Source organism: Flavobacterium sp. JLP, assembly GCF_015350755.1.
In the GTDB taxonomy this organism is placed as follows: domain Bacteria; phylum Bacteroidota; class Bacteroidia; order Flavobacteriales; family Flavobacteriaceae; genus Flavobacterium.
In genome coordinates, this window is record NZ_JADKPS010000008.1 from 142,665 (window position 1) to 157,969 (window position 15,305).

Annotated in this window: 13 protein-coding genes and 2 tRNA genes; 7 read left to right on the forward strand and 8 right to left on the reverse strand. The window is 33.4% G+C overall.

Annotated features, from left to right (window positions below; translation table 11 throughout):
- Positions 1-62: 62 nt before the first annotated feature.
- Positions 63-923, reverse strand: coding sequence for a helix-turn-helix domain-containing protein (locus IRZ83_RS17640; RefSeq protein WP_194570531.1), 861 nt, complete (start codon positions 921-923; stop codon positions 63-65).
- A gap of 96 nt (positions 924-1,019) precedes the next feature.
- Here IRZ83_RS17640 and IRZ83_RS17645 point away from each other — a divergent pair, with 96 nt between their 5' ends.
- Positions 1,020-1,382, forward strand: coding sequence for a DUF983 domain-containing protein (locus IRZ83_RS17645; protein ID WP_057117300.1), 363 nt, complete (start codon positions 1,020-1,022; stop codon positions 1,380-1,382).
- Between the two features lie 73 nt (positions 1,383-1,455).
- Complete coding sequence (gene fabD / locus IRZ83_RS17650; RefSeq protein WP_194570532.1) at positions 1,456-2,331, forward strand: ACP S-malonyltransferase; 876 nt, start codon at positions 1,456-1,458, stop codon at positions 2,329-2,331.
- A 164-nt stretch (positions 2,332-2,495) separates the two neighbouring features.
- Here the strand turns inward: fabD and galE are convergent, their stop codons facing one another.
- Both galE and IRZ83_RS17660 read right to left on the reverse strand, forming a co-directional pair.
- On the reverse strand, positions 2,496-3,509 hold the full coding sequence (gene galE, locus IRZ83_RS17655) for a UDP-glucose 4-epimerase GalE (RefSeq protein ID WP_194570533.1): 1,014 nt from the start codon (positions 3,507-3,509) through the stop codon (positions 2,496-2,498).
- Positions 3,510-3,622: 113 nt separating this feature from the next.
- The gene (locus IRZ83_RS17660; RefSeq protein ID WP_194570534.1) at positions 3,623-4,753 is read right to left on the reverse strand and encodes a DegT/DnrJ/EryC1/StrS family aminotransferase; all 1,131 of its coding nucleotides are present in this window, start codon (positions 4,751-4,753) and stop codon (positions 3,623-3,625) included.
- Positions 4,754-4,889: 136 nt separating this feature from the next.
- On the opposite strand from IRZ83_RS17660, the gene IRZ83_RS17665 reads away from it, so the two are divergent.
- Positions 4,890-6,131, forward strand: coding sequence for a 3-deoxy-D-manno-octulosonic acid transferase (locus IRZ83_RS17665; RefSeq protein WP_194570535.1), 1,242 nt, complete (start codon positions 4,890-4,892; stop codon positions 6,129-6,131).
- 340 nt (positions 6,132-6,471) lie between these two features.
- Positions 6,472-6,684, forward strand: coding sequence for a hypothetical protein (locus IRZ83_RS17670; protein ID WP_029273221.1), 213 nt, complete (start codon positions 6,472-6,474; stop codon positions 6,682-6,684).
- Between the two features lie 179 nt (positions 6,685-6,863).
- On the opposite strand, the gene IRZ83_RS17675 is transcribed toward IRZ83_RS17670, so the two are convergent.
- From IRZ83_RS17675 to mutS, 4 genes are all read right to left on the reverse strand, one after another.
- Positions 6,864-7,238 (reverse strand): hypothetical protein, encoded by a 375-nt coding sequence (locus tag IRZ83_RS17675; RefSeq protein ID WP_029273219.1) that lies wholly within the window; start codon positions 7,236-7,238, stop codon positions 6,864-6,866.
- A gap of 224 nt (positions 7,239-7,462) precedes the next feature.
- Positions 7,463-7,548 (reverse strand) — tRNA-Leu (locus tag IRZ83_RS17680).
- A 14-nt stretch (positions 7,549-7,562) separates the two neighbouring features.
- Positions 7,563-7,635, reverse strand: a tRNA-Gly gene (locus IRZ83_RS17685).
- 150 nt (positions 7,636-7,785) lie between these two features.
- Positions 7,786-10,392, reverse strand: a complete 2,607-nt coding sequence (mutS, locus tag IRZ83_RS17690) for a DNA mismatch repair protein MutS (RefSeq protein ID WP_194570536.1) — start codon at positions 10,390-10,392, stop codon at positions 7,786-7,788.
- A gap of 158 nt (positions 10,393-10,550) precedes the next feature.
- Between mutS and IRZ83_RS17695 the strand changes: the two genes are divergently transcribed.
- The 3 genes from IRZ83_RS17695 to IRZ83_RS17705 all read left to right on the forward strand — a co-directional run bounded on the left by IRZ83_RS17695 (position 10,551) and on the right by IRZ83_RS17705 (position 13,873).
- Positions 10,551-10,970 (forward strand): DUF1573 domain-containing protein, encoded by a 420-nt coding sequence (locus tag IRZ83_RS17695; protein WP_029273217.1) that lies wholly within the window; start codon positions 10,551-10,553, stop codon positions 10,968-10,970.
- Positions 10,971-11,046: 76 nt separating this feature from the next.
- Positions 11,047-11,592, forward strand: coding sequence for an RNA methyltransferase (locus IRZ83_RS17700; protein WP_194570537.1), 546 nt, complete (start codon positions 11,047-11,049; stop codon positions 11,590-11,592).
- 91 nt (positions 11,593-11,683) lie between these two features.
- Positions 11,684-13,873 carry a T9SS type B sorting domain-containing protein gene (locus IRZ83_RS17705; RefSeq protein WP_194570538.1) on the forward strand — a complete coding sequence of 730 codons (2,190 nt, stop codon included), beginning with the start codon at positions 11,684-11,686 and terminating at the stop codon, positions 13,871-13,873.
- A 64-nt stretch (positions 13,874-13,937) separates the two neighbouring features.
- Here IRZ83_RS17705 and folK read toward each other — a convergent pair whose 3' ends face one another.
- Entirely contained in the window at positions 13,938-15,071 is a 1,134-nt protein-coding gene (gene folK / locus IRZ83_RS17710) for a 2-amino-4-hydroxy-6-hydroxymethyldihydropteridine diphosphokinase (protein WP_194570539.1), read from the reverse strand.
- Between the last annotated feature and the right edge of the window lie 234 nt (positions 15,072-15,305).

Sequence of the window (15,305 nt, forward strand, 5' to 3'; positions counted from 1 at the left end):
TTGGTTGGTTAAAAATCCTGCACTTTTTAGGAAGTGCAGGATTTTTTTTTGGAACTTCGACTTCATTTTATATTTCGAAATTCCGTTGGAGACATTCCAGTTTGTTTTTTGAAGAATCTGGAGAAATACGAATAATCTTCGTAGCCTACTTTAAAGGCAACTTCGTTTACGGCTAATTGTTTGTCGATCAGCATTCTTTTTATTTCCAAAACTACGCGGTCTGTAATCACTTCAGTAGCAGTTTTTTGGAGGATTTCATTGCAGATTCTGTTTAAATGTTTCAGGGTGATATTCAGTTTTTCTGCATAAAAAGATGGCAGTTTTTCCGTTCTGAAATATTCTTCTAAAAGCGATTCGAATTTATTGATTTTAATATTATACGAATGTGTTTGGTGCGAATAGGTTTCACCGTATTTGCGAGCAATTTCGATGTGAATTGAATCTAATAAATTCAGCATCTTGTCGAGCTGATATTTGTTATTTTCATTATTTTCCTGAATCAGCAAATCAAAATAAGGCTGGATTTTTGGGATTTCTTTTGCTTCAAAAACCATTTCCGGCCGATTATGAATCGAATGATAAAAATTGTAATCGTTGATATTTTTCTGTCCGAAATACAAATTATAAAGTTCCTGCGAAAAGATAATCACAAAGCCTTCAATATCTTCAGACAAACTCCAATGATGCATTTGTCCTGGCTGGAGAACAAATAGACTTCCTCTTTTGATTTCGAATTGATCAAAATCGACCTCGTGCAATCCTGAACCTTTCGTAAAAAACACCATTAAATAGGAATCGTGACGATGCGGTTCTTCGACAAAACTGTGGCTTTTTAGATGCTCTTTAAAAGTATTCACATAAAAATCTCGGTGAATATCATTGCAACTAAAATTCTGAACACTATAAATCGGATATTTCTTCATGCTAAATGTCTTTATTGTGCTATAAGTGGCGAAGATATAAAAAAGACTTTTATGCAGCTCTATATTACCTTTGTATAAATAAAAAACAACAAGATCATGTCAAATGCATTAACTCATATTTTAAGTAACGAATGTCCTGTTTGTCATAAAGGAAAAGTGTTTACAGACAAAAATATATTTTTGACTTTTGGACTTCCAAAAATGAATGAATACTGCAGTCACTGCCATTATAAATTCCAAAAAGAACCTGGGTATTTCTTTGGCGCTATGTATGTAAACTACGGATTAACAGTCGCTCAGGGTATTGCAACCTATTGTGTTGCACAGTTTTTCTTTGAAACAAATTTCGATTTAAGAATCATTCCGATCATTGCAATTGTTATTACTTTGCTTACTTCTTTCAACCTCCGATTTTCAAGATTAGCATGGATTTATATGTTTAAGGATTATACGAGCTAAAAAAATACTATTTTTGCCTTCCAATTGAAACTAATTTTCAATTTTAAAAAAAAGTAAAAATTAAATTAGACAAATGAAAGCATACGTATTTCCAGGTCAAGGCGCACAGTTTACAGGAATGGGCAAAGACTTATATGAAAACTCGGCTTTAGCCAAAGAATTATTCGAAAAAGCCAACGAAATTTTAGGTTTTAGAATTACTGATATTATGTTTGAAGGCACTGCTGAAGAACTAAAAGAAACTAAAGTTACACAGCCTGCTGTATTTTTACACTCTGTTATTTTAGCTAAAACTTTAGGCGAAGATTTTAAACCAGAAATGGTTGCAGGACATTCTTTAGGAGAATTTTCAGCTTTGGTTGCCAACGGAACTTTATCTTTTGAAGATGGTTTGAAATTAGTTTCTCAACGTGCTCTTGCAATGCAAAAAGCCTGCGAAATTACTCCATCTACAATGGCTGCTGTTTTAGGCTTAGCTGATAATATTGTAGAAGAAGTTTGTGCTTCTATTGATGGTGTTGTCGTTGCTGCAAATTATAACTGTCCAGGACAATTGGTAATTTCTGGTGAAACTGCAGCGGTTGAAAAAGCTTGTGAAGCCATAAAAGCTGCAGGAGCAAAACGTGCTTTAATTTTACCTGTTGGGGGAGCTTTTCACTCGCCAATGATGGAACCGGCAAGAGAAGAATTAGCAGCGGCAATTGAAGCAACTACATTCTCTGCTCCTATTTGCCCAGTTTACCAAAATGTAACTGCAAACGCTGTTTCTGATGCAAACGAAATTAAAAAGAACTTAATTATTCAATTGACTGCTCCTGTAAAATGGACGCAATCTGTACAGCAAATGATCGCTGACGGCGCTACTTTGTTTACTGAAGTTGGTCCAGGAAAAGTATTAGCTGGTTTGATTAATAAAATTGATAAAGAAGCTGTTACTGCGAATGCTTAATTTTTAGTGTTCAGTTTTCAGTCGCAGTTTTCAGTTTACTGACGACGAGTATAAATAAAAAATCCCAAATGATAATCATTTGGGATTTTTTATGATATTCCTAGATATTAGTCGCACTGCTGTGCGTTTCTACCTGAAAACTGCGACCGAAAACTGAAAACTATTTAAGAACGAACTTTCTGTTCCCATTTCCAAGCGCTAGCCATTGCTTCGTCTAAGCTTAATTCTGCTTTCCAGCCTAAAACATTGTTTGCTTTATCTGTATTTGCGTAAGCTTCGGTAATATCACCTTCGCGGCGCGGTTTAATTACGTACGGCAATTTTTTATCGCTAACTTTTTCAAAGCTATGAATTACTTCTAGAACCGAACTACCTTTTCCTGTTCCTAAATTAAACGTTTCAACTTTTTGCAAATTCTTTTTATTGAACAAACGCTGTAATGCGATTACATGCGCCTTTGCTAAATCTACAACATGAATATAATCACGAACAGCAGTTCCGTCTGGAGTTGGATAATCATTTCCAAAAACTGATAATTCCTGACGCAATCCCATTCCGGTTTGTGTTATAAACGGAACTAGATTTTGAGGAACTCCTAAAGGCAATTCTCCAATTTCAGTACTCGAATGTGCTCCAATCGGATTAAAATAACGCAATAAAATCGCGCTGATATTAGTCACTTTTGCAGTATCTGTAATAATCTCTTCTCCAATTTGTTTCGTGTTTCCATAAGGAGACATTGCTGCCTGCACAGGAGCATCTTCTGTAATTGGCATTTTTTCGGCTTGCCCGTAAACTGTACAAGACGAACTGAATATAAAACTTGCTTCAGGTTTTTCCTTTAATTCCTGTAAAAGATATACTAAGCTGCTAATGTTGTTTTCGTAGTATAAAAGTGGATTTTCAACACTTTCTCCAACTGCTTTAGAAGCTGCAAAATGAATAACTCCAGTAACATCGTTATGTTTTTTAAAGAAATCATGAACTGCACTTTTTTCTCTTAAATCAATTTTTTCGAATAAAGGCGTTTTTCCTGTTATGGAAGCAATTCCTTTCAAAACATCTTCTGAAGAATTCGAAAGATTATCAATTATCACTACTTCAAAGCCTTCATTTTGCAATTCGACTACGGTGTGAGAACCAATAAAACCTAATCCTCCTGTTACTAATACTTTCATGTTTTTTTAGCTTATAAAAATAGAGTAAAGAATATAGATTTAAATTCTATAATATCTTTTCTATTATCTTTTTAATTTCTATTCTCTTAGTCTATACTCTTTCTTCTAATTTCTTATTTCAAAAATTCTAAAACAGAATCTGTAATAAATTTAATTTGTTCGTCATCAAGCTCAGTATGCATTGGCAAAGCAATAACTTCTTTTACCAACTGATTTGTAACTGGAAATTGCTCTTCTTTATAACGTGTATCCACATACGCTTTTTGTGAGTGTAACGGAATTGGATAATAAATTGCACACGGAATTCCTTTATCCAACAAATGCTGCATCAAGGCATTTCTGTCTGCATCTATAATTCTCAATACATATTGATGAAAAACGTGATCATTTTCATTTGCATCAAATTCTGGTGTAATGATGTGCGCATTTCCAGCGAAAGCCACATTATATTTTGCAGCTGCTAAACGGCGAGCAGTATTATATTCATTTAAAAAAGGTAATTTTGCATTTAAAACTCCAGCCTGAATACTATCCAAACGTGAATTCACGCCCACAACATCGTGATGGTAACGCTCATACATTCCGTGATTTACAATTCCACGGATAATGTGTGCCAATTTATCATCATTTGTAAAAATTGCTCCACCATCTCCATAACATCCTAAGTTTTTAGATGGAAAAAATGAAGTTGCCGCAACATGACCAATAACCCCAACTTTGCTTTTTGTTCCAGATTTTGAAATATAATCAGCTCCAATTGCTTGAGCATTATCTTCGATTACATATAAATTATGTTCAGCTGCAATTTCCATGATCGCATCCATATTGGCAGCACGGCCAAATAAATGTACCGGAACAATGGCTTTTGTTTTTGGTGTTATCGCTTTTTTAATCGCCTCGATATCAATATTCATATTATTAACATCAACATCAACTAAAACTGGAGTTAACTGCAATAATGCAATAACTTCAACAGTCGCTGCAAAAGTAAAATCAGCAGTAATAACCTCATCGCCTGGTTTTAAATCTAATCCCATCATGGCAATCTGCAAAGCATCTGTACCATTTGCACACGGAATCACATGTTTTGCACCCAAATAATCTTCTAGATTTTTTTGAAATTGCTGAACTAATGGCCCGTTTATATAAGTATTTGTATCTAAAACCTCTTGAATTGAAGCATCAACGGCAGTTTTTATTTTTTCATATTGACTTTTTAAGTCAACCATTTGAATTTTTTTCATTTTCAATATATTTTTAAAATCAGAGATCAGCTTGTAAACCAGAATCTCTAAAAGGAGGAACAAAAATAGTTATTTAATACCTTCAAACCAATGAAAATAATCGAAAGAAATGTAATTTAGCCACAAAAATAAACAGATGCTTTTTCTATATAATTTAGTTGTTTCTATTGCGGGGTTTTTTCTGAAAATTATAGCGCTTTTTAGTCCGAAAATTAAGCTTTTTGTAAATGGCCGAAAAAATGTTTTTTCCATTTTAGAAGAAAAAATCAAACCTTCTGATAAAACGATCTGGTTTCATTCTGCTTCGCTTGGCGAATACGAACAAGGCTTGCCTGTAATTGAAAAAATCAAAGAAAAATATCCTTCGCACAAAATTATTGTTACTTTTTTCTCTCCTTCAGGTTACGAAGTAAGAAAAAACAACAATGTCGCTGACGTTACTGTGTACCTGCCTTTAGATACAAAAAGAAATGCAGAGAAGTTCTTAAAACTAGCACATCCTGAATTGGCTTTTTTTATTAAATATGAATTCTGGCTGAATTATTTAAAGGAATTAGAAACCAGCAAAACACCAACCTATTTGATTTCCGGAATCTTCAGAGACAATCAAATGTTTTTTAAATGGTATGGAGGTTTTTACAGAAAAGCACTAAATGCCTTTACTTATTTTTTTGTGCAGAATGAAAAATCTAAAGAAAAAATTGAAGCTCTTGGATATCATAATGTTATTGTTTCTGGAGACACTCGTTTTGATCGTGTTAATGCAATTTTAGAAAGAGACAATTCAGTAGATTTTATTGAAAAATTCAAAAACAACAATCAGACAATAGTTATAGGAAGTTCTTGGCCAAAAGACGAAGCTTTGATAGCTGATTATATAAATCAAGCTCCTGAGAACATAAAATTCATCATTGCTCCTCATAATATTAAACAAGATCAGATTGCAGCTCTAAAATCACAGATTACAAAATCAACTGTTTTATTTTCAGAAAAAGATACCGTTTCCGATTTATCAAATTATAGTGTTTTTATTATTGACACAGTTGGGTTACTGACCAAAATTTACAGCTACGGTACAATTGCTTACGTTGGTGGCGGTTTTGGAAATCCTGGAATTCACAATGTTTTAGAACCGGCAACTTTTGGGATTCCCATTATAATTGGTCCAAATTATTCAAATTTTGCAGAAGGAGTAGAATTAGTAAAAATTGGAGGATGCGCTGTAATCTCTAATAAAGAAGAATTAAAAGAAAAATTTGATCACTTACTTTCTGATACAAACTTTTTGAAAGAAAAAAGTCTAATCTGCAAAGATTATATTCAAGATAATAGAGGAGCTACAAATACGATAATGAAAATCGTCTCAGAAACGATTTAAAATCAGAAAACCATATTTCTGCATCGTATTTTGAATAAAAAGCGCTTAAACAAGCTTATTTTGCGTTTTAAACGATGCAGAATATTCAATTAAAAGCAAAATAAACTGCAGCTTATAGAATACAAACTGCTATTTTTTTTATTGAATATTCAACGAAAAATAAATTACACAAAAAATACAATAATATAATATTTTTTTACTATTTTGGCATATTCTTTGATGAATAAGATAAACGTGAGCAGGGAAAATATTTTAAAAAAAAAGTGAAAAAATATTTTACATATTAAAAAATTTATATCTTTGCCACGAATTAATAATTAACCTTTTATAATAAAGTAAGATGAAAAAAGTATTTTTAAGTTTAGCTGTTGTTGCTGTTTTAACTGTTGTATCTTGTAAAAAAGCTGACGCTGCAGCTGAAACTACTGTAGATTCTACTGCTGTAACTGTTGATTCTGCTGCTGCTGTAGTTGATTCTGCTGCTGCAACTGTTGACTCTGCTGCTGCAAAAGTTGACTCTGCTGCTGCTAAAGTAGAAGAAGTAAAAAAATAATTAGAACCTAAGTTCTAAAGATTTTAAAACCATCCTTGAGATGGTTTTTTTTGTGCTTATATTTTTGAAAATTCCAAGAATTTGAAGCCAAAAAGAAAAACAAAAAGAAATCCCGAATTCCAATATTTTCAATATTGGAATTCGGGATTTCTTTTTGTTTGAATTTATTTTTTTTCCAATCACTCCATTTCATCCTCAACAACCTCCTCATCTTCAAAAATCGAATCACTTGATGAGAAGTCTAAAATTTCCGCTCTTGAAGAATACGTCACTATTTCTTTAATTCCTTTCTGTAAAAGCAATTCTGTGGTGTATTTTCGACTTGTCGCGAAGTGAACCTCGCCAAGCATCAGTTTAAAAAAGTATTTTCCGCCAGAACCTTTAAATTTTAAAAACCTAGCAAGCTCGACATTTAATTTAAACTTCTCTATATCTTCCTCGCACTCAAATTTCAATTCATAACTCAAACTCGTAAATATCACCTTCCCTTTTCTGGAAGTAAACACAAATTTATATTCATCATTAAATCGCTTACTAATTACAAAGGCACCCATTTACAATTTTAGATTTTAGATTGGAGATTTCAGATTCTTAGATTCTTAGATTCTTAGATTCTTAGATTCTTAGATTCTTAGATTCTTAGATTCTTAGATTCTTAGATTCTTAGATTCTTAGATTCTTAGATTCTTAGATTCTTAAAAATAAATTTACTTTGTAAATTTATTTTTAACTTGAGTTTACACAATAAAAAAAGCCTCTTCAAAAGAAGAGGCTTTAGTACTCAGAGCGGGACTTGAACCCGCACGAACATTGCTGTTCACTGGATTTTAAGTCCAGCGTGTCTACCAATTTCACCATCCGAGCATTATATGGTCTTGAGCGAAAAACGGGGCTCGAACCCGCGACCTCGACCTTGGCAAGGTCGCGCTCTACCAACTGAGCTATTTTCGCGTTTCAAATTCTAGTAAGAACTGCAATACTTGACTTGTTCTGTATTGCGAGTGCAAATTTAGGACATTTATTCAATTACACAAGCGTTTTTTGAAAAAAAATTACACTTATTTTATAACTTTCTGATAACCTAAACTTTAAATATGAAAATTATTTTCTTACCAGCATTCTTTTTATCTCATTCAGCTTCATCAGCGCTTCTACTGGAGTTATCGCGTTTATATCAAGGCTTAAAATCTCTTCTTTTATTTCTTCCAACAAGGGATCATCTAAATTAAAGAAGCTCATCTGCATTTCATCATTTGTAGATTTGATTCCGTTTAAAGCATCGCTAGAATGGTTCTTCTCTAATTTCTTTAAAAGTTTTTGTGCTTTTAAAATTACAATCTGAGGCATCCCTGCCATTTTTGCAACGTGAATTCCAAAACTATGTGCACTTCCTCCTTTTACCAGTTTTCGAATAAAAAGCACAGTGTCTTTTAATTCTTTTACTGCAACATTGTAATTCTGAATCCTAGGCAACGATTCTGTCATCTCATTCAATTCATGATAATGCGTCGCAAATAAAGTTTTAGGTTTTGATGGATGTTCGTGCAAGAATTCAGCAATCGCCCAAGCAATCGAAATTCCGTCATACGTGCTTGTTCCTCTTCCAATCTCATCTAATAAAACCAAACTGCGGTCTGAGATATTATTCAAAATAGATGCTGTTTCATTCATTTCTACCATAAAAGTAGATTCTCCCATCGAAATATTATCAGAAGCTCCTACTCTAGTAAAGATTTTATCTACAATTCCCATTCTAACACTGTCTGCCGGAACAAAACTTCCCATTTGAGCTAACAAAACAATAAGAGCTGTTTGTCTCAAAATAGCCGATTTACCAGACATGTTAGGGCCGGTAATCATAATAATCTGCTGGGTTTCCCTATCTAAGAAAACATCATTCGCAATATATGGTGTTCCTACTGGCAATTGTTTTTCGATTACAGGATGTCTACCATTTTTGATTTCTAATTCGAAAGTTTCATCAATTTCTGGACAAACATATTGATTCTCTACAGCTAATTGTGTAAACGAGCACAAACAATCTAATTGCGCGACCAAATTCGCATTCATTTGAACTGGCTTAATATAAGTTGCAATCCAAGCTACTAATTGCTCAAAAAGATCCGTTTCGATTTTATGAATCCTTTCTTCAGCACCTAAAATCTTGGTCTCGTACTCTTTTAATTCCTCTGTGATGTAACGTTCAGCATTTACTAAAGTCTGCTTTCGAATCCATTCTGTTGGAACTTTGTCTTTATGCGTATTTCGAACTTCAATATAATATCCAAAAACATTATTAAATGAGATTTTCAAAGACGATATTCCCGTTCTTTCTGATTCTCTTTTTTCAATTCCTTCTAAGTATTCTTTTCCAGAAGTAGAAATCGCACGCAGTTCATCTAACTCTTCACTAATACCTTTTGCAATCGCATTTCCTTTTGCAATTGCTACAGGAGCATCTTGATTTAAAGTTGTTTTGATTTTTTCTCGTAATAAATCACAAGCATGCAAACTGTCTCCAATCACTTTGACTGCTTCCTGCGGACTTTGTAATGCCAAAGTTTTTATTGGAATAATTGCATCTAGCGATTCTTTCAAATAAACAATCTCACGAGGAGAAACTTTTCCAGCAGCAATTTTAGAAATCAAACGTTCTAAATCTGAAATCTGTTTGATCTGATACTGAATATTATGCAGCACTTCAGGATTAGATTTCAAATACGAAACCACATCATGACGTCCTTTTATTTTATTACTATCTTTCAAAGGCAAAGCCAGCCAGCGTTTTAGCAAACGTCCTCCCATCGGCGAAAGCGTTCTGTCAATTACATCTAAAAGTGTAACTGCATTGGGATTATAGCTATGATATAATTCTAAATTTCTGATTGTAAAACGATCCATCCAAACATAAGCATCTTCTGCAATACGTTGAATCGCAGTAATATGCTGTACACGATTGTGTTGTGTTTCGGACAAATAATATAAAATAGCTCCAGAAGCAATAATTCCTTCTTTTAATTCCTCGACTCCAAACCCTTTTAGAGAAACAGTTTGAAAATGTTTGGTTAAAGTTTCTAAAGCGTAATCTTCCTTATAAATCCAATCTTCTAAATAAAAGCTATGAAAATCATCTCCAAAAGCATCTTTAAAATCAATTTTATTGTTTTTAGGAACCAGGACTTCACTCGGATTAAAATTCTGCAAAAGCTTATCTATATATTCAGCATTTCCTTGAGCTGTTAAAAACTCTCCTGTTGAAACGTCCAAAAAAGAAATTCCGATATTTTTATTAGCAAAATAAACAGATGCCAAAAAGTTATTCGATTTAGATTGTAAAACTTCATCGTTTAAAGAAACTCCCGGAGTCACAAGTTCTGTAACACCGCGTTTTACGATGGTTTTAGTCATTTTCGGATCTTCAAGCTGATCGCAAATAGCAACACGAAGTCCGGCTTTTACTAATTTTGGCAAATAGGTATTAATAGAATGATGTGGAAAACCAGCCAAAGCTGTTTCAGTTTCAGAACCCGCACCTCTTTTTGTTAGTGTTATTCCAAGAATTTTAGAAGCTCTAATAGCATCTTCTCCAAAGGTTTCATAAAAATCACCTACTCTGAAAAGCAGACATGCATCAGGATATTTTCTCTTGATTTCGTTGTACTGTTTCATTAAGGGTGTTTCTTTCACCACTTTCTCTTTCGCTGCCAAATTATTGTATTTTTAATGGAAAATTTATGACAGCGAATTTATAATATTTTAGTGGCATATAGAAGACTTCAAAAATTAAAATATTTTAAGAAATTTTTAAGTTGACATTTAAGAATTTTACATAGATTTGTTCATAATTAAAACAAAGACTCTAAAAGATGAAAAAAATAATCTTAATTGCTATGTTAGCTGTAGTTGGAATTACAGCTTCTAATGCTCAAGCTAAAAAAGCTAAAGTTGCTAAAGTTGAAGGAGCTGGTATGGCTTTTGAAACAGAAACTATTGACTACGGGACTATCGCTCACAATGCTGATGGAAAACGTGAGTTCGTTTTTGTAAACAACGGAACTAAACCATTAATCATTACAAACACACAAGGATCTTGTGGTTGTACTGTACCAACAACTCCAAAAGAGCCAATCGCTCCAGGTGCTAAAGGTATTATTGGTGTAAAATATGCTACTGACAGAGTTGGTGCTTTTACAAAAACAGTAACTGTTACTTCTAATGCTGAAGGACAACCAACAAAAGTACTTACAATTAAAGGTACAGTTTTACCAGATCCTGTAAAAAGCTAATCTGAAAACAAAATAAAATAATCGAAAAAGCTTCCTTATCTTTGGAAGCTTTTTTTATGACCTGAATGCACCACAAATGAGAAAACTTGAAAATAGCGAACTGGAACGCAAATCAATTGAAGATTTTAAAAAATCAGAGAAAACACCTCTAATATTAGTATTAGATGATATTCGAAGTTTGCACAATATCGGATCTGTATTTAGAACTGCAGATGCTTTTTTGATTGAGAAAATAATTTTGTGCGGTATTACAGCAACTCCTCCCAATAAAGAAATTCATAAAACTGCTCTTGGTGCAACCGAAACTGTTGCTTGGGAACATCATGAAAATGTTTTGGAAGTTATTGAAAATCTAAAAAAAGACAATGTACTGACTCTTGCTATTGAACAAGTTGAAAGTGCTATTTTTCTTCAAGATTTTAAAGTGGAGAAAAATCAAAAATATGCTTTAGTTTTTGGAAATGAAGTTTATGGTGTAGCACAAGAAGCGGTTGCTATTTGTGACGGCTGTATCGAAATTCCACAATTAGGAACGAAACATTCTCTGAACATTGCAGTCAGCGCCGGAATTGTAGTTTGGGATTTATTTCAGAAATTAAATTGGCCAAATACAGTTTCGTAACTGTAAATGTTATTTTCTAATTGATTCTAAGTTCAAATGTTAGAAATTGAAATATATTTTTTTATTATTATAAAATTGATACTTTTATAAAATGAAAAGTATCAATTTCTTTAAAATATTAATTTTATTCTTTATTTTAAGTTTTAATTCATCTCATGCGAATGAAATATTTAAAACTTTAGATAAAACTGCAATTTCAAAAATAAACGACACTCTTAAGTCGAATAAAAAAAACAGCACACAAACAATATTAGCGATAACTCCTCCTGTAATTAAGGCAACTGGAGATCAATTGTACTGTCCTTTAAATTCTATAAAAATTGTAACTGATTTTAGCATTACACATGATCCTGCAGAAACAGGAACACAAGCAGTCTACATTCAGATTTCATCCGGTTATTCTAGTGGCTTAGAACAGCTTTCACTTTCAAATCCGGCTTTGCATCCTACTATTGTGGCAAGCTGGGATGCTACCTCTGGAAAATTAAAATTATCAAGCCCAACTGGATTAGATGTTTTATATTCTGATTTTGTAGAAGCCGTTAAAGATGTTGTTTTTACAAATTCATCAGCCACTGCATCCGGGACAAGAACTTTTTCTATCACTATTGGTCAAGCGAACTATTTACCATCTACACAACACTATTATTTATTTGTTCCCAGTATCGGAATAACTTGGACAGCGGCAAGAGATGCTGCCGACACCAGTACTTATTATGGCCTTAAAGGATATTTAGCCACTATTTTATCTGCAGACGAAGCAAAATTGATTGGGGAACAGGCTTCGGGAACTGGCTGGATTGGCGGAAGCGATGCCGAAACTGAAGGTGTTTGGAAATGGGTAACTGGTCCAGAAGCAGGAACAATTTTTTGGAATGGAACAGGAAACGGATCAACTCCAAATTTTGCTTTCTGGAATACTGGCGAACCTAACAATCAAGGCGGGAATGAAAAATATGCCCACATCACTCAGCCCGGAGTGGGAATAAAAGGCTCTTGGAATGATTTATCAAATACAGGAGACACAAGTGGCGACTACCAGCCCAAAGGATATGTTGTAGAATATGGCGGATCTCCTGGAGAACTTCCATTACAAATAGCTGCAAGTACGAAAATTACAATTCCGACAATTACAACTGTACTTACTCCTAAACCTGTATGTGATTCAGGAAATTTCACTATAGATGCAACGGCAACTGCTGGCGCAACAATCAATTGGTACAGTCAAGCAACTGGCGGCACTCCTATTGCTACAGGAAGCTCTTATACTACCCCAATACTAAATACAACAACAACTTATTATGTTGACGCAGGGTGTGAATCAAACCGTAAATCAGTAATTGCTGTTGTCAACAAAACTTCTGCAACGCCAACTGTAGCATCTTCAGATGTTTCAAGATGTGGTCCTGGAACTGTAAATCTTCAAGCCAGTACAGATGTTGGAGTTATTAATTGGTACACAAGTGCAGCGGGCGGGACAAGTATATTTACTGGTAATAATTTCACAACTCCTATACTTTCGTCGGCAACAATTTATTATGCAGAAAGTTCTAACAATGGTTGCATCAATACCAATCGTACTCCAGTAAATATCAAAATTTATACACCACCTGCTGTTATAGATGAAGAAGTTTCGATGTGCCAATTTCAAAAGAAAACATTGGATGCTGGAGTTGCTGGAATGACTTATTTATGGTCAAACGGAGCAACAACTCAAACAACCGAAATCAGCACAGGAGGAACTTATACAGTTGATGTTACAAGTCCGTCTCCCGAAAGCTGTACCAGCAGAAAAACAATTAAAGTGGAGGAGCATGAGATTCCGAAAATTGATCGTATCGACATAAACGGAACCAGAGTTGTAATTTATCTCGCAAAAGAACAAGACTATTTTGAATATTCTGTTGATGGATTAAATTTTCAGGATTCAAATGTGTTTTACGATGTGCCAGGAGGATTACAAACTGCTTACGTAAAGGAAAAAAGCGGCTGTGGCGGCACAGCACAAAACTTCGTTGTACTTGTTTTTCCTGCCTTTTTTACACCTAATAATGATTCTTATAATGATTTATGGGAAGTTGCGGGAATGGAAAATTATCCGCAAGCACAAGTCACTATTTTTGACCAATACGGAAAATTATTAGCCCAATTAAGTGTTTCCAGAATGAGCTGGGACGGCACTTTTAATAAAATTCCTTTACCTGCCTCAGATTATTGGTATGCCTTAAAGATTGACAATACGAAACCTGTTTTGAGAGGTCATTTTTCATTAAAAAGATAACTAAATAGATAATGTGTCAATTAGGAAATTAGATAATGTTGTGTAAAATTGTCTAATTGGCACATTATTCAATTTTCTTCTGGATTTCATTTAAAATAAAAAGATAATCTTCATGTTTTTTTACGAAATCTTTCTCAGAAACATCAATAATTAAGACATTCAAATCGGTTTGAGATTTAATATAATCTAAATAGCCGTTATTGATTTTATCTAAATAATCGGCCTCGATATTTTGTTCGTAACTTCTGCCGCGTTTTTTAATATTTTGAAGAAGTCGCCCTGAATTCTGATATAAATAAACATACAAATCAGGCTTTGGCATTTCTTTATAAATAATATCGAATAAGTTTCGGTACAAACGATATTCGTCTTCGGCGAGCGTAATTTTAGCAAAAATTAATGATTTAAAGATGTGATAATCCGCTACAACAAAATCTTTAAACAAATCAAATTGTGCTAAATCATCTGATAATTGCTGATAACGATCAGCCAGAAAAGACATTTCTAACGGAAAAGCATATCGGTTTTGGTCTTTATAAAATTTAGGCAAAAACGGATTGTCTGCAAAACGTTCTAATACGGTTTTTGCGTTAAAATCTTCTGCTATTTTGTGTGCTAAAGTCGTTTTTCCTGCACCTATATTTCCTTCAAAAGCAATGTAATTAAATTTTTCTAATGCAATTCCCTGCAAAGGGTTTTTTAAATTTTGTACAACAGTACAAACATCTTCGTCTGGACTATTAGCTATTAATTCTGAAATAGATTTCTGAAAAACAGGATGTTTCCAATCTAGTTTTAAATCTTGCATAGGCAGTAATACAAAATTTCTATTTTGCATCAGCGGATGCGGAATCTGGAGTTTTTCAGATTCAATAATTTCATCATCAAAAACAATTAAATCAACATCGATAATTCGAGATTGATATCCTTGCTGATTTGATCTTATGCGGCCTAATTGTTTTTCAACTTTTAGAACCTGATTTAGTATTTTTTGTGCTGATGAAGTGCTGTGCAAAAGCAGTGCGCAATTATAAAAAGCATCACTTTCAAATCCCCAAGCTGGTGTTTCGTATAGTTTTGAAACTTTAATTACAGTTCCCACTTCCTGATGTATCAAATTAATACAACTTTCGATGTTTTCTAACCTGTTTCCTTGGTTGCTTCCTATAGATAATACGACTTGGTGCTGTGATTTCATAATTAATGCAAATTAACTAAAACTATTTCAGAATTAACCACATTATTTACCTCAAGAATCAGAAGTCTCCAATAACTTCAAACTCTTTTTCTTATGTTCAACATTCTAAGCAGTATTCAAAAAAAGTCTTTACTTATTACAAAAATAACATATCTTTAATTAAGAATTTAAAAATGTAAAAACCACTAATATTTCATTTGCCATATAACATAATTAAATGGTATTTAGATATAT